The organism is uncultured Limosilactobacillus sp., assembly GCF_934202705.1.
Taxonomy (GTDB): Bacteria; Bacillota; Bacilli; order Lactobacillales; family Lactobacillaceae; genus Limosilactobacillus.
In genome coordinates this window covers 18,433-34,320 of record NZ_CAKPYE010000001.1, presented here as the reverse complement: position 1 = coordinate 34,320, position 15,888 = coordinate 18,433, and the positions used below count along the sequence as shown (strand labels likewise).

Here is a 15,888-nt window from a genome sequence, read left to right as displayed (position 1 = left end):
TAAACTAAATCGGGAGTAAACGATTTGATCGTTTACTCCCGATTACTTTAACGAAGTGAATTCCATTCATCCTTGAATTCTTTGAGGAAGTCAATCATCACTTGTTGACGATGTTCCGCAATTTTTTGCGCCGCCTTAGTGTTTAACATTGGCTTAATTTTTAATAGTTTTTCGTAAAAATGGTTAATGATCGTTTCATGCTGCAGATCGCGGTAGTCATCTCGACTCATGGTTTCGCGTGGCGCTACGTCAGGATCATAAATCCGTTCACTGTGTTTACCGCCAAAGTAAATTGCACGGACAATACCAATCCCACCAATTGCGTCAAGCCAGTCGGCGTCCTGCACAACTTGCCCTTCAGGTGACAGATGCGGTCGATTGCCATCCAATGTATCAGCAAACGACATTTGAGTAATGATTGCCATAATTTCGTGAATTTGCTGTTGGGTAAAGTCAATTTTTCGCAAGAATTCCCGGAGCTCTTCTTGGGCTTCTTTGACACTCATTACGAGTTTTTCATCAATGGTATCGTGTAAATAAGCGGCTGCAGTAGCAATAAACTCATCTACCTGTTCGTCATTGGCCAGGCGTTGTGTCATCTTAACTACTCGTCGAATGTGATCCAAACCATGACCGGTATGGTCCATTCCTAATTTCTGAATTGTATAATGTTTCACAGCATCAAGCTGTGCTGCTGGTTCCATGTTTAACTTTCCTCTCTTATTCCAGTTAGCATTAAGGGTAAATCATCTCTTCCAGATTGGCAAGCCTTTCGATATAAGAATCTTGATTACATAACTGCGGATTGCTCGAGATTAATCGATAACTCACAATGAATGATTTTCAATAACGTCTGATGGATGCAAAGTTAGTTGTTCACCATGCAAAAAACTGTCCGTAAACCGATCCTGGCGACGAAAATACTGTTTACCAAATTCGTCAATTAAACCATGAAATTCTTGTGCATCGCTAACTGAAAAATTGCTATCCAACTGACATTGTTTTGCTAGATCTTCATACTTGGCAAGCCCGGTAATTCCTAAGTGGGTGAAGAGGGTCCGCGCGTACTTATCAGCAATAAAAGTTGGCTGATCAAAAACGTAGGTGAGGAAAACATCAGCGGTTTCATTACCGATTCCGCGCAAACTAAGTAGTTCTTGGCGAAGACCCTGACCATATTTTTTGATAACTGCTTCGGACTGAAAGTCAAATGACTGGTACCAAGTAAAGAAACCTTGGATGGCTCTACTTTTATTCTTAAAGAAACCTGCTGGCCGAATTAAATTCTCAAGTTCGGGTGTAGAAATCTGCAATAACGTTTGACCATTGAAAGCAGTTTTTTGTCGTAAATTATCAGCTGCCTGTTCAGCATTGGTCGAGTTAGTGTTTTGAATCAGAATCGCTTCACAGATAATTTCATTTTTGGACTCTGCTGGCCACCAACCAGTGGGCCCCATCTTCATGAGCATCAATTTGTAGAGTTGGTATAAGGTTAAAGTCATTTTATTTCCTCCAGAGAAAGTTAATGAGAACTTTATCAACCGCTGGATTACTGTGGAGCTTACTGTGACGTGCTAGCTTGCCGTGGAAGATTTTCACCTGGTAAGATTTGGCACGATCCGCGACTAGATATTTCAGACTTAGTGAAGAAGCGTTGCTAACGGTTCCATCCGTTTGACCACCAATGTTACCAATAATGTTAAGTACTCGAACCTGGTTTTGGGGATAAGTAGTTCGCAATTGTGTCATTTGTTGATAAGTCTGGTTCATCTGATTGGGCTTGCCATTTTTACCTAACTTTAACCCTTGTGGTTCACGAATGTCATTCGGAAGACTAGCAAAATTGAGGCCGTCAAAATGGCCTGCCATGTCAACCTGCTTCCTGAGCTTCGGCATTGACTTATTTTGGGCATTGTCGAGCATATAATAAATAATTGAAATGTTCCCTAATGAATGACCAACCATATTCATGTTTTGAATGCCATATTGCTTTTGTAAGGCTTTAACCACGTTAGTGGCCCAAACACCGTGTTTAACAAAGTTTAGTTGCCGGTTGTCTTCATAATTGACTTCAACAATTGGATTAATCGAGTTCTTGTGCATTGCTCCGCGGAGGGTGACGTCACCGTTCTTATCAACATTGGCGCGAATGACGGTTTTAGTAACGCCAGCTTTCTTAGCAGCATTAACCATGTGTTCCTCGGCATGATAGCTGCTGCCACCCCCGTGGAAGAAAAGGGTCGGCGTATTCGATTGAACAAAGCGAGCTGCTTTTTGTTGTTGATGCCAAGCGAAGCCGACAATTCCAGCAATGATAATAATTACGGTAATTAAACCGCCACGTATTGCTTTTGACATTTTATTCACTCCTTTTGCGGTTTGATGACGATTATATAATAACTTAGTTACTTTTAGTTAGAGATTTGAGATTTAATTGTTTTTTGTGTAAAATAATTTTCTGTGAATTAATAACTAGGAAAGAGGGTTGCATTATGCACATTGAAAAAGCACAATTAACAGATTACGAACGTGTTGTTGAAATTTTAAAGGACGGTCGAAATCAGTTGGCCGAAAAGGGGATTGATCAATGGCAAGGTGATTACCCTAATCCACAACACGTTAAGGAAGACGTTCAAAATGGTTTTGCTTACCTTGTTCATTCCGATGATGATGAAACGGTTGGCACATTTACAATTTTACCATCACCAGATCATGCGTACGATCAATTAGATGGCCAATGGTTGAAAGAAACTGAAGCCTATTTAACAATCCATCGGGTCGCAATTCACTCAGACCACGCTGGACAAGGTTATGCTTCCAAGTTATTTATGGCGGTAATTGACCATATTAAAACGGATCGACCAGAAATTGAATCAATTCGAATTGATACCCATGAAGATAACCATGCGATGCAGCACTTGATTACCAAACATGGTTTTACCAGGGTTGGGACCTTGCACGGGGTTTATCGTCCGCAAGAGATTAGTTATGTCTACGAAATGTTGACGCATAATCATGGTGAAAAATAATTAAGCTGGGCTTGTTAGTTGTTATGTAACTAGCAGGTCTTTTATTTTTGGCTAGCAAAAACTAATGATTAAATCCCGAGATCATTAATAAAATATTATTTTTTAAATATAGCTAATTTGATGTTTTTAACAATTGATAATTATGTTATAATTTTTGAACATTAAATAATTATCAAGGAGCAGATTAATGGTTTCCAAAAAAAATAATCATTTGAAAACACAGCAAAACAACAGTGCAAAGCAGCACTATGGCTTGCGAAAGCTAAGCGTCGGCGTTGCCTCGGTTTTACTTGGTACTACCGTGATCCTTGGTGGTAGCGTTGCTGCTCACGCCGATGTTAAGCCTGCAGGCAACACCGCCTCTGTTGAGCAGGGACATCCTGCTGACACTACCGGTACAACTAGTCTGCAGGCTTCAGCTGTCGAACCGCAGAACAACGTTGACGGAGGGCGGTCAGCGGTTGCACCGACAAACAATGTCCCTGCTAGCACGTCGGTTCCTGCTGCTAAGCAAATTTCGTTCACCGTTAAATTCGTTGATCAGGATCAAAATAACCAAGAAATTGCTAGTAAGACCTTCACTGGTCAACAAGGTGATGACAAGTACAATGAAGTAGCAGACTTTTACACGTCGACCTTGCAGAGGGGATACAAGCCGACTTCTGACTCCTTAAAATTCTATAATACCGCTTATAAAGGTTTCTTGAATAAACCTGAATTACACGCTCTTGATCTGGCATTGAACCAACAAACTTATCAGGTTGCGTGCCAACATCAGTACCAACTATTTTATGGCGATCCAAACGGTAACGGCTGGGGTTATGGTAAAGTTAACGGGATCGCTTTTAATGCGTGGCGACCGCTTCCGGCTACTTTACCAGCAGGGTTAGACAAAGATAAACTCGCTCATCGCTTTACCCGAACAGTAATTCTCCACTTGAGTGATGGGACCACGAAGACCATTATCCAGCAACCAGAAACTGAGGGTACCCATACTAAGGTTCCAGTCCTCTACCAGACCGCTGCTTATGATATGGTCACCGGACAGGTTATCTATAGTAATCATTGGGCAGCGGTCATTGATGGTCATATGGTCACTCCGGCGACCCTGGTTTTTCCAAAAATTGATCTAAGTCAATATGGTATCCATTTGCCTGGGCCTTTTCACATTGATGATTATTTTTTCAATGACCTTGCCCACGGGGGAAAGACCGTCCTTGAAAAAGCTGAGTTAGCACACTTACTAGATTCTGGCAAAATGACTGAAACGGGAGCTGACACCAGCAACCTGACGATTAATGTTTCAAGTCAGAATATTAAAGTTCGGTTGGAGTTTAAGGATGCACTAACTGGTAAGGCCCTGACGGCTACTGATGTTCGTTACGATCAATCCTACCAGGGGTATCGGAATGTTGAATTTGAGGCTGATAAGGCAGGCCAAAAATTTGGCGATTTAATTAAAAATGATCCCATCAGCAACTTTATCCCACAGATCAATGGCTATCAGTTTGTTGGTGATTTATCAAAAATCAAAAATATCCAGATTAATGCCAACGATGAGTCCAGTCAGCCACAGACGATTGTTTTAGAATATGCACGGCTTTCACCAGTCATCATTCGATATATTGATGAAGCAACGGGCAAGCCGATTACGCAGTTGCATATTCCTACCGACCAAGTTGCCATCAGCATTGACCCAACAGGTGAGTTCAAGGGTGATACCTATAATACTAACCCGGTTGCAAAACTTAACTTGCCAGGTTTAGCAGAGCAGGCAAATTATCAGCCAAATATTCCGGGTTTTAAGTATACCGGCCGACACTCTAACAACACTGCTGGCATGGTAACTCAGACTTACCAGTTAAAGAATGGTAAATTAGATTCCAATCCAGTTTATGTTGATTACTACTACCAGGTAACTGATCCGGTAGTTGCAAAATATTCGTTAAGCCATCCCGAACTAGGAAATACGCTTAACAATCATATTGGTCCAAATGGGGGCTCGATTGGTGATCAGAATGACTACACAACTGCTAACCAAGGAGTAGTCGATTTTATTAAGAAGACCGGTTCAGCTTATGTGGGCGGCATTAACACGTATGATGGTGAAATTACCTATACCCCTAACGATGTTTATTACTTTTTCCTTGCCAATAAGGATGTCAAAGTTAATTACATTAATGAGCTGACTGGTGAGGTGATGAAGTCAGGTTACGCGGACTGGATCAAGGATGCCGGACGAGAAGTTCGGGCGGCCGTCGAAACTGACATCCCAACCCAACCGCGCGATACCAGTAAGACCAGTAACCTCAATGGTCAATGGACAACACGTCAATTAAGTTTTGACGGCATGGAATTTGATCGGGTTGATCGCAGTACTTCAGGGATCTTCGGTATTCTTGGCCAGGAAGTTAACTACTACTACCTGCCAATTGCCAAGAAGGTTACGGATACCAAAACAGCCAAGCGAATCATTCATTTCGTAGCTGATAACGGCAATTACGATCAGCTGCAAAGTCCCCAAACGCAAACGGTTTACTATACGACGTCTTACTATGCTGACGCTAATGGTAAGCCGGTTAATGTCAAGACCATCCAGCGGAATGGCAAGACGATTTATGTGGTTGATCCTGATCAGTCAGACCAGCCGCAAATGGTTTGGCAAGTTGATCCGATCAGTAGCCAAGACGTTACGGTTAGTGGTCAGCAAGCTAGTTTTGACCGTGTTCAGCAAGACCAAATTGACGTTGCCAATGGATCATTAACGGGTCAATGGTTGATTGAAAGAGCGACCCATGACACGCCTAATGGTCAGGCGATTACAAGTAATGATGCGCCACAAGAAGCAATTAGTAACGATATTGCTGATGGCACGGTTGAAAATGTTTACTTGATCTATGACCAAAAGAACAGTTATAAGGAAACATTGACCTTTACGCGGACAGTGGTTTACCGAGGAACCAAGGATGGTGGTACAACTTACCAACCAGTTAATGGTTCACCGGCTGGGACGAATAAGTACCGCCAGACCATTACTTTTACCCGGACAATTGTTAAAAATGCGCGTGGTCAAGTGATCTCTACTGGTGACTGGCAGGCTCAAACGAATACTTTAGCAGCTGTTCCATCCAAACAGCCAGGTGAAGTGGGTTATAAAACGGTAGACATTGAGCAAGTTGCTAGTCAGTCAATTGATCCCAATAATTACGACTATCGTGATCAGCCAATTGACCTGGGGACAACAACGGTTACTTACACCGCCACGCCTAACGCCGGTACGCCAGCCGGTAATGCTGAGAATGGTCATACTGGACATAGTACTGGGAGTCAGACCGGTCATCAATTACCTGATCAGAAATCGGTTATTAATCAAACTGCAGAAATTTCTAATAACCAACAACTGGTTAACTCACCAGTAGCTCATCGCAAGGCAGCTCAGCTACCACAAACCGGTAGTAATCAACAGCAAGGCATTGCCCTGCTAGGGTTGGCGGGACTGTTAACCGCGTTGGGACTGGGTCGTCTGATCCGTAAGCAGCGACACTAAAAATAAATTAAACACTAAAAAGCAGGTCAACGTGAGAAAACCAATTTTGGATTTTACGACTTACGTTTGCCTGCTTTTTAGTGATGAGAACGGATCTTATCATTCCTTTGGCAATTTTTAGTACCAGCTTGGTTTATCGCCATCTGTTCCTGGCTTGTCGATTCCCATGGAACGATGGGCATATGGGGCCGGATTTTGGACAATTTTGGCAACTACATAACCAATTGTCTTTCGGGACACTTCCGTTCCTTTAAAAGGTTCGTGGCGTTCAGTGATTTCATAGTCTACTTCGTCTTTGTCGGTTAGCCAAGCTGGGCGAATGATGGTGTAATTTAAGTTAGAATGTTCAATCACGTCAGCGGCAGCTCGATAAGTACCTAGATAACTACTATCACCGCCTTGTCGCAACATCTGATTGTTCCATTCGCCAAACTTACCAGGAACTTCGTTATAGATACCGATAGAAGAGATCCATATCAGTGTTTTAATCTGGTGATTATCCATTGCTTTCACAATATTTTCAGCCTGTTGTTGAATGTTCGGGTTGCTTAAGTTAGCGTAAACAATATCAATATTTTGCATTGCTTTGTCAAGATCACTCGGCTTTAAAGTATTACCGTTCATTACGGTTACCCGTTTAGGATCAAAGTGCTTTAGCTGATCCGGATGTCGGGAAAATAGGGTTAAATGAACATTATGGTCGTTTAATAGAAATTGAATGGCAAAGTGGGCGATGTGGCCACTGGCGCCAAGAACTAAAACTTGCTTAGTCATAGTAATTCCTCCTTAATTTGATTACAATTAAAGTATAAAAGAATCTTCACTAATTAAAAGTAAGCACTTTGTAGTAAGTTAGTTACCAATCGGTAAGATTTATTGGTAATGGTGGGACGAATTAAAATAAAAAAATGGAGAAAAATATGCCAATAGAAAAGAAATTTAATACCGGAGCGGAATATGCGCTCAGTATCCTTGGTGGTAAGTGGAAAGCAGTAATTGTATTTTTATTAGCAGCCCATCCTTGGCGGACTGGCGAACTGCAAAAACAATTAGGTATTTCGCAAAAAGTGCTTGCCGATCAGCTTCGTGAATTGATGGCGACAGGGATCGTTGAACGAAAAAGTTTACCAGTAATTCCGCCACATGTTGAGTATCGTTTGACAGCAGAGGGAGAAGATCTCTATGCCGCCTTACGTTACCTCAATTACTGGGGTGAAGCTAAAGCAGCTAATGATCCCACGGTTAGTATTCAGTGCACCGAAAAAATGCACGAGCTGGGTTTAGACGGTCTTTGTGTGATTACCAAGCGCCACCTTAATCATTGGAAACAAGAAATCATCAAGCCCTGAATGAGGACTGTTGTGATTACAAAAAGGCTTCAGTGTTCGGTAAAGCCGACTTCTGAAGCCCTTTTATGTACTGTGCTGTATGAGTTTTCGTTGGTAGTATCAATTTAACGTCTTGTAGTAATCATCGGTAACTGGATTTAACCATTCACTAGTTCCCTTGGTAATTGCAATATGTGAAAACCAGGAATCTTTGGTGGCACCATGCCAATGCTTGACGCCCTCATGAATCGCCACCACGTCACCGGGATGGAGTAGTTGGGCCGGTTTGCCGTCTTCTTGATACCATCCTTCACCAGCTGTCACTAATAAGATTTGAAAACCATGATGATGGATATGCCAGTTATTACGGCAGCCCGGGGTGAAACTAACGTTTGAGACATTAACATCAATATTATCATCCGGGGAAACCAACCCGTTCAGGTAGCTAGTTCCAGTAAAATATTTGGCGAAGGCAATGTTTTGATCGCCAAAGCCAAACGGGTCATTTTTAACGTTATTTTCATTTTGAGCCATTTTAAATTTCCTCCTTTAAACTAGGTGTTTTTATTATAAAAAGTTCTCTCTTCAATGTATAATGCTTATATAAATTATGAGTTAATACAATTTCTGGATAACTTGTTATAATTAACTGCGGAGGTGGAGCTTCTTAAATGGAAACTCGTGTTTTAAAATATTTTTTGGAGGTTGCTAAACGCAATAACATAACCCAGGCGGCGGAAAGTTTGCATATTACCCAACCGACATTATCACGACAAATTATTGAATTAGAGCGTGAATTGGGCGTTAAATTGTTTGATCGAGAAAAACGCCAAATGCGGCTTAATAAGGCCGGCGCTGTATTTCAGCAACGAGCGGCAACCATTCTGGCCATTCTTGATCAAACTACGAGTGAACTGGTTCATACGAAAGATCAACTATCGGGGACGATTAACCTTGGAATCGTGGAAAGCGCCGTGGCTAACTTTATGATGACGGCGGTCAGTGATTTTCAAGCTCGTTATCCGGACGTACGCTTTAATATTTTCGATGGTGATGGCGATACCCTCTGTCGACGGCTTGATCAAGGACTTTGTGATCTAATCGCCTTAATTCAACCCATTGAAGCTACTAAGTATAATTACTTTGAGTTACCGGTTTGTGAACAGTGGGGGCTCATTATGCGGGCGGATGATCGTTTAGCAAAACGACGTTCGATTACCGCTCAGGACTTGCCACAGTTACCTTTGATTATCGGCCGACGCAGTTTGGTTCGTGATGATCTGGTTGACGATTTTCACCTTGATCCCACTAAGTTAGATTGGAAAGTAAAGATTAATTTACCAGAAAATGGCCGGCATTTACTGTTGACGGGTAAGTACTATCACTTAGGGATTAAAGGGGTTTATGATCAATACCATGATCAACGATTAACCTTTGTACCGTTTAGTCCGAAACACGCTACTGGTCATTTACTAGCTTGGCGTAAAAATCTGCAACTAACTCCAGCGGTAGAAAAGTTTATCCAGTTTGTAGCTGAACGATCTGTTGACTGAAAAGTTTGATATAATTAAAAAGAAATTATTTACGAAAAGGTGTGAATATTAATATATGGAATCCTATTGGATACGTTTGTTAATTATTGTTGTTATTTTGCTATTAGCGGCCCTTTTTACGTTACTGGAATACTCAGTAGTTAAGGTCCGCCCCAGTGAATTAAGAGAATTAAAGCAGACCAAAGTGGTTAAAAAAGCTGAGCACATGGTAGGCAATATGTCAGAATACCTGTCGACGGCTCAGGTTGGGGTTACTATTACATCACTAGTTTTAGGGTGGATTGGTGATGAATTTATTACCGATTTACTCTTAAAGATGAAGTTTATTCCAACCGAACTATTAACTCCTTTAGCACCGGTCATCGGGGTGTTAATTTTTACATTCTTCCATGCTGTATTTACCGACCTGGTACCGAAGAACATGGCGATTGATCGTCCTGTTCCAATCTTATTGGCGATTGTTCATCCAATTCAATTCTTCCACTGGATTTTCTTTCCGTTTGTTTGGTTATTTGCAGTTGTTGCCGGATCAATTACCAAGGCACTTGGCTTTAGTATTCATCCAGAAGAAGATACTTATTCCCAAAATGAAATTTTAACCTTGTCTCAACAGTCGCAAAAGGCTGGTGAAATGGAAAAAGAAGACGTTACATTTATGCAACGGGCTTTTGAAATGAACGACAAGACGGCAGCGGACATTATGATCGACCGCACACAGTTAGAAGTAATTGATCGCAATGCTACAATTGAAGAAGCAGCACACCTTTACTTCACAAAGCGCTTTACCCGTTATCCAGTGGTGCAAAATAATGATAAGGACCACGTGATTGGTTATATTTTTAGTTACGATATTATGCGGCAAAATCAAATTAATCCGCAGTCATCAATTCGCGAAATCATCCGGAAGATTCCAGTGGTTTACGAAGGTGAGTCTCTTACTGATGTCTTACGCAAGATGATGCGTAAAGAAGCTCCCATTGCGGTGGTTCAAGATGAATATGGTGGGACTTCCGGGATTGTCACTGATAAGGATATTTATGAAGAAATGTTCGGTAACGTCCGGGAGGAAATTGATCATGTCTCTGCTGATATGATTGAAAAACAAGGCACTGATAAGAAGGGTAACCGAGTCTTTAAAGTTTCAGGGAAGACGCCATTGTCGGATTTTGAACGATACTTTAAAGTTGATATTCCTCAGTTTGACGATAAAGACGTTGCCACTTTGACCGGGTATTTTCTTGAAGAAGAATACCCATTAAAGATCGATCGACCAATTCGCCTCGGTGATTTCTCGTTTACGCCGACGGAAGTGCAAAATGAATATGTTAGCGAGTTCCGCGTGGTTCAGATTCAAAAGGCAAAGTCGGCTGCGAAAACTGATGAAAATGGTCACATTAACCAAACACAGAAATAGTTATCAACTCATTCTCTTGATGTGGAATGAGTTTTTTGATGGTAAAATTTTAGAAATGCGTTAAACTAGTATTAAATCGAAATTACGAATTTGGGGTTTAAGAGATGTTAATGTATTTAGATGGTGTTGCGATTGGGTGTTTTGTGCTATTTATTTTGTTGTTAGTTGGTCGAGCCCATCGTATCCGGAAAACGGGTAAATATGGCAATGCAGGAAAGTTGACGATTGTGCTTAGTTGGTTGTTAATTATCTGTTTCTTTGTTAGTATTTCAGGAATCGCCTATGGAGCAACTAATCCAATCGGGTTTGATCGTTTAACGTCCCAAGTAACGGATCAGGTGTCCAATGTGGTTCATCATCATGATCGGCAAGCCGCTACTAGCCACCATTCATCAACAGCTGATCATCATTCGTCAGATGCCACAGAACCAACCAAAGTTTCTTGGACACCGACCAATCCACATTTACAGAATGGTTCAGTAAAAGTTAAATTTACGGTTCCCAAAGCGACAACGGTTGAGGTTAAAGGTCATGTCCACCATCAGCAATATGGGAAGATCGTTACTAATAATATCGCTAAGCACTCAACGATCGAGTTTTCTTATGCTGGTGAATATGACGTCATTATTCATCAGCAAAATGGTCATCAGGAAACGGCCTCGTTAACAATTAAATAGTTACCAACTTGGGACTGAGTAGTTACTCAGTCTTTTAAATTTATCCACGTGAAAAGGGATGATTATTAATGGAGAACAAAAATCTAGGTTTGTTAGCAAGCGGGTTAGTAGCTCTTGGAATTGTCTACGGTGACATCGGCACGTCGCCACTGTATGTAATGAACGCGTTAATTAATGATGCCGGTGGCACTCAAGCACTAACAGAAAATTACATTATTGGTGGAGTTTCGTTGGTATTTTGGACTTTAATGCTGATGACCACGGTTAAGTATGTCCTCATTGCTTTGCGGGCAGATAATAATGGTGAAGGCGGTATTTTTGCCTTATATGCTTTGGTTCGTCATCAAGCTCGCTGGTTAATTGTGCCAGCTTTAATTGGTGGTGCGGCATTACTTGCGGATGGTACATTAACGCCGGCTGTGACGGTAACAACTGCAATTGAAGGGTTAAAGGGCATTAATCTTGGCTCTTCGGTCTTGGTCCATAATCAAACTGAAGTGGTGTGGATCACTTTTGGTATTTTATTGATTTTGTTTATGGTTCAACGGTTCGGAACGAGCGCCATTGGAAAAACTTTTGGTCCGCTAATGTTAATTTGGTTTCTTTTTTTGGCGATTTTTGGGGTTGCCAATTTAGTTCAACAGCCGATGATTCTCAAAGCATTGTCACCGGTTTATGGTGTTCGCCTCCTGTTTTCACCTGCTAATCATGATGGTATTTTTATTCTAGGGGCAGTCTTTTTAGCTACGACTGGGGCTGAAGCATTGTATTCTGACATGGGCCATGTTGGTCGCAATAGTATTTATCTGACCTGGCCGCTGGTTTGCGGTTCATTGGTATTAAACTATCTGGGTCAAGGATCATTTTTGCTCAATCACCTGGGTAAATTGGGTGAACAGGGGAATGGCTATAATCCGTTTTATCAAATGTTACCAGGGCATGTGTATTTATTTGGTGTGGCGATTGCTACAATTGCCGCAATTATTGCATCACAAGCGTTAATTACTGGCTCATTTACTCTCGTTGAAGAAGCAATCGGCCTAAAACTATTACCACGGTTGAAAGTTCGTCATCCATCATTATCACGTGGTCAAATTTACATTAGTCCGATTAATTGGTTGCTGTGTGTAATTACTTCGGCAATCCTATTTTACTTTCAAACATCCGCCCATATGGAAGCGGCTTATGGTTTAGCGATCACAATCACGATGTTGATGACGACCTTAATTTTGCATCAATATTTAATGAATCGCTGGTCAAGTTTCTTTGCGACACTCTTTTTGGTGGTTTTTGCGACGATTGAAACTGTCTTTTTGCTTTCTAGCTTAACTAAGTTTGTCCATGGGGGATTTGTAACGGTCATTATTACGTTCTTGATCTTAATGGTAATGGTTTGTTGGTACTACGGTGACCAAGTACGGGATGAAATGAATGATGAAAGTAAGTACCTCAATTTGGAAGATTATAAGGACCAATTGCAAAGGTTGTCCGCTGACCAAACAATGCCTTTATACGTCAGCAATCTGATTATGATGGCACGGATTAATAAAAATCATCAGTTGAAACGTGAAACGCTATATTCCATTTTGGACAAATCGCCGAAGCGGGCAAAAGTTTACTGGTTTATTACGGTAAATACGACTGACGACCCTTACACCAGTTACTATAAGGTTGATATGATGGGCACCAGAAACGTGGTCAACCTGCAACTGTATTTAGGCTTTAAGATTGATAGCAGTGTTAATCTCTACCTCCGTCAGGTCGTCCAAGAACTCATGGCAGAAAATGTGATTGATCAGCAGCCCCAGAAGTATACGACAACTCCTGGACGGAAAGTTGGTGATTTCCGGTTTATCTTCTTAAAAGAACGATTATCGCCAAACTCTGAAATCACAGGTTTCCAACGGTTACTTGTACAAACTCGGCTATTGTTACAAAATCTAACATTATCACCAGTTCAGTATTATGGGCTCGAATTTAGCCAGACTTACGAGGAAACAGTACCGTTGTTTATTAATAATCGTCATGGAACAACTCTCGATCAACGGCAGGTTAAGAATTACGTGAAATAATCAAATCAGCTCTCCGGTGTAATTTAGCACTGGAGAGCTGATTTTTGCTATTAATGAATTAAGTTTAAACGGGCTTCTTTTGGCGAGTAATCAAGACGATCCAAATATTAATGAAGAGGGTGAATCCGGTTAGGGCAAAAACCATTGAGTAGGTTGAAATCCCTGAAATGATCGATCCCAATAGAGCTCCAAAGACAGAGCCGGCAGCTTGGAAAGACTGATTGTACGAAAAGATTCGTCCAAAGGCCTCATCGGGAACGTCTAAAGTCAAGATGGTTTGAGCAGCTGGCATTAATCCTGCGTTGGTCATCCCCAGAAGAAAACGCCAAAAAGCTAGCATCCATGGAGAATGGGTTAGTGTCATTGGTATGAACAAGAGGGTGGCAATTACCAGGCCAATCATTAAGACGCGTTCGGGACCAATCTCATCCATAATGTGACCGACCTTGGATGCGGAAAGGAGGTTACCTAGCCCCGGAGTGGCAGCCACCACTCCGGCAACAAAGGCAATATCGCCGGTTCCGTGCATCATTTCTTTCACGTATAGACTGACAATTGGGTCAATGCTCATAACGGACGCTTGGACAATCATCGTAGTAATAAACATGGCGATGATAATTTTCACGTTTGGTATCATGTGGAGTAACTGACTCATTGGTTTCATCGCTGCTTTATCAATTGGTTCGAAATGTTCCTTGGCGTTCGTCCATGTAGCGATAAAAACAAGAAACATTAACCCACCAGTAATAAAGAATGGAATCCGATAGCCAAAGTGACTGGAAAGCGCTCCACCGATTAACGGACCAATTAAGTTCCCTGTAACACCGGCAGTCATCATTGCTGACATGACCCAACCAGATTTTCGGTGAGGGGTCTCACTGGCCATCAACGCGGTTGCATTATTAATATAGCCAGAGAACGCACCTTGGAGGAAACGCATACCAATGATCATCCATACGCTGGTTGACAGGCCAGTCACAAAAATCGTGCAGGCCATTACCCCTGAGGCCCGTAAACACATTAACTTTCGACCCTTTTGATCGGCTAGATTTCCCCAATACGGCGACACAATTGCTTGGGAAATGAACGTCATGGCAAAGGCTAAACCTGAGTAGAGGTTTAACTCGAACCGGTTGAAAGTGCCCAATTCATTAATGAATAAGGAAATAAACGGCATGGTCATTGAATAGCCCATTCCAGTAATGAAACAACCAATCCATAACGTGTAAAAGGTTTTATGCCAACCCTTAGGCAGGGGTTCAGGATAATCAGTGGTATCCATAAGTTCAATCATCACTCCTCAAAAATTGTATAAAACATAGTATACCAGATTTTCAAGAAAGAATATGGTAAAGTAAAAACTAGATTGAAAGAGTGGAGTGGTAAAAGTGCGAAAACGAATTGCAGTTTTTTCGGATGTCCATGGAAACGTCCATGCATTTCAAGCGATGTACCAAGATGCAATGAACCAGCAAATTGATGAAAGCTGGTTCATTGGGGATTTGTTAATGCCGGGTCCCGGGATTAAAACCATTTGGGACATTTTTAAAAAGCTGGCGCCGACGGTCATTGTTCGTGGTAATTGGGATGATTTAGTTGTCCGCGGTGTGCGTGGCAAGATGGATTTAGCGCAACCTTCCCACGTTTATTTTGCCAGACTGGCCCAGTATGTCGGTGAACGGATTGATCCAAGGATTATTGATGAAATTGCTGGGTGGCCACTTCACCAAACCGTCCAAGTGGGCTCATTAGTCTTTGGTATCTCACATAATTTGCCGGACTTAAATATGGGTCAGGAACTATTTCCAACGAAAGATACTGATAATTTTGATCAATTATTTAGTTCAACGACGCCAGACGTGGCAATTTATGCCCATGTTCATCATGAATTACTGCGCTATGCCAGTGATGAGCGCAAAGTCTTAAACCCTGGCTCTGTTGGGGAACCGTTTAATGGTTGGGATCGGCTCCAGAAGGATACTCGTGCTCACTACCTGATTCTGGAGGTTGATGATCAGGGAATTGCTGGTTTAAATTTCCGCCATGTTGGTTATGATCGGGACGCTGAAGGACGGCTTGCCGATCGGTCTAGTTTGCCATATCTGGAACTTTATCATCGGACATTACGGACTGGACGGGTTGATACCCACAATCAGCCATTAGTGGATTCCCAAAACCATAGATACCATTACGCGACAGAGTACCGTGATTATGTTAACCATTTAAATAACAATAAGTAAGTAAAACTATTGATAAATTCCTTAAATG

14 protein-coding genes are annotated in these 15,888 nt (G+C 41.7%); 8 read left to right on the top strand and 6 right to left on the bottom strand.

Annotated elements, in window-relative coordinates; genetic code table 11:
* Nucleotides 1-47 precede the first annotated feature (47 nt).
* The 3 genes from Q0C76_RS00135 to Q0C76_RS00125 all read right to left on the bottom strand — a co-directional run bounded on the left by Q0C76_RS00135 (nucleotide 48) and on the right by Q0C76_RS00125 (nucleotide 2,358).
* Nucleotides 48-704, bottom strand: a complete 657-nt coding sequence (locus Q0C76_RS00135) for an HD domain-containing protein (RefSeq protein ID WP_295728055.1) — start codon at nucleotides 702-704, stop codon at nucleotides 48-50.
* Between the two features lie 123 nt (nucleotides 705-827).
* Complete coding sequence (locus Q0C76_RS00130; RefSeq protein ID WP_295728053.1) at nucleotides 828-1,502, bottom strand: endonuclease III domain-containing protein; 675 nt, start codon at nucleotides 1,500-1,502, stop codon at nucleotides 828-830.
* A 1-nt stretch (nucleotide 1,503) separates the two neighbouring features.
* The gene (locus tag Q0C76_RS00125; protein WP_295728050.1) at nucleotides 1,504-2,358 is read right to left on the bottom strand and encodes an alpha/beta hydrolase; all 855 of its coding nucleotides are present in this window, start codon (nucleotides 2,356-2,358) and stop codon (nucleotides 1,504-1,506) included.
* Between the two features lie 134 nt (nucleotides 2,359-2,492).
* Between Q0C76_RS00125 and Q0C76_RS00120 the strand changes: the two genes are divergently transcribed.
* Together Q0C76_RS00120 and Q0C76_RS00115 are read left to right on the top strand one after the other, a co-directional pair.
* The gene (locus tag Q0C76_RS00120; RefSeq protein WP_295728048.1) at nucleotides 2,493-3,029 is read left to right on the top strand and encodes a GNAT family N-acetyltransferase; all 537 of its coding nucleotides are present in this window, start codon (nucleotides 2,493-2,495) and stop codon (nucleotides 3,027-3,029) included.
* Between the two features lie 187 nt (nucleotides 3,030-3,216).
* A complete protein-coding gene (locus Q0C76_RS00115; RefSeq protein ID WP_295728046.1) occupies nucleotides 3,217-6,576 on the top strand; it encodes a YSIRK-type signal peptide-containing protein in 3,360 nt (1,119 codons plus the stop codon).
* A 117-nt stretch (nucleotides 6,577-6,693) separates the two neighbouring features.
* Here Q0C76_RS00115 and Q0C76_RS00110 read toward each other — a convergent pair whose 3' ends face one another.
* Nucleotides 6,694-7,350, bottom strand: coding sequence for an SDR family oxidoreductase (locus Q0C76_RS00110; protein WP_295728044.1), 657 nt, complete (start codon nucleotides 7,348-7,350; stop codon nucleotides 6,694-6,696).
* 134 nt (nucleotides 7,351-7,484) lie between these two features.
* On the opposite strand from Q0C76_RS00110, the gene Q0C76_RS00105 reads away from it, so the two are divergent.
* Complete coding sequence (locus tag Q0C76_RS00105) at nucleotides 7,485-7,925, top strand: helix-turn-helix domain-containing protein (RefSeq protein WP_295728041.1); 441 nt, start codon at nucleotides 7,485-7,487, stop codon at nucleotides 7,923-7,925.
* 99 nt (nucleotides 7,926-8,024) lie between these two features.
* On the opposite strand, the gene Q0C76_RS00100 is transcribed toward Q0C76_RS00105, so the two are convergent.
* Nucleotides 8,025-8,438 (bottom strand): cupin domain-containing protein, encoded by a 414-nt coding sequence (locus Q0C76_RS00100; protein ID WP_295728038.1) that lies wholly within the window; start codon nucleotides 8,436-8,438, stop codon nucleotides 8,025-8,027.
* A 137-nt stretch (nucleotides 8,439-8,575) separates the two neighbouring features.
* Between Q0C76_RS00100 and Q0C76_RS00095 the strand changes: the two genes are divergently transcribed.
* The 4 genes from Q0C76_RS00095 to Q0C76_RS00080 all read left to right on the top strand — a co-directional run bounded on the left by Q0C76_RS00095 (nucleotide 8,576) and on the right by Q0C76_RS00080 (nucleotide 13,620).
* Nucleotides 8,576-9,457, top strand: a complete 882-nt coding sequence (locus Q0C76_RS00095) for a LysR family transcriptional regulator (RefSeq protein WP_295728034.1) — start codon at nucleotides 8,576-8,578, stop codon at nucleotides 9,455-9,457.
* Between the two features lie 55 nt (nucleotides 9,458-9,512).
* Nucleotides 9,513-10,871, top strand: coding sequence for a hemolysin family protein (locus Q0C76_RS00090; RefSeq protein WP_295728032.1), 1,359 nt, complete (start codon nucleotides 9,513-9,515; stop codon nucleotides 10,869-10,871).
* A gap of 104 nt (nucleotides 10,872-10,975) precedes the next feature.
* Nucleotides 10,976-11,548, top strand: coding sequence for a hypothetical protein (locus Q0C76_RS00085; protein ID WP_295728030.1), 573 nt, complete (start codon nucleotides 10,976-10,978; stop codon nucleotides 11,546-11,548).
* Between the two features lie 68 nt (nucleotides 11,549-11,616).
* Nucleotides 11,617-13,620 (top strand): KUP/HAK/KT family potassium transporter, encoded by a 2,004-nt coding sequence (locus Q0C76_RS00080; protein WP_295728027.1) that lies wholly within the window; start codon nucleotides 11,617-11,619, stop codon nucleotides 13,618-13,620.
* A gap of 64 nt (nucleotides 13,621-13,684) precedes the next feature.
* Here Q0C76_RS00080 and Q0C76_RS00075 read toward each other — a convergent pair whose 3' ends face one another.
* A complete protein-coding gene (locus Q0C76_RS00075; protein ID WP_295728024.1) occupies nucleotides 13,685-14,902 on the bottom strand; it encodes an MFS transporter in 1,218 nt (405 codons plus the stop codon).
* Nucleotides 14,903-15,008: 106 nt separating this feature from the next.
* Between Q0C76_RS00075 and Q0C76_RS00070 the strand changes: the two genes are divergently transcribed.
* Complete coding sequence (locus Q0C76_RS00070) at nucleotides 15,009-15,860, top strand: metallophosphoesterase (protein WP_295728021.1); 852 nt, start codon at nucleotides 15,009-15,011, stop codon at nucleotides 15,858-15,860.
* Nucleotides 15,861-15,888 lie beyond the last annotated feature (28 nt).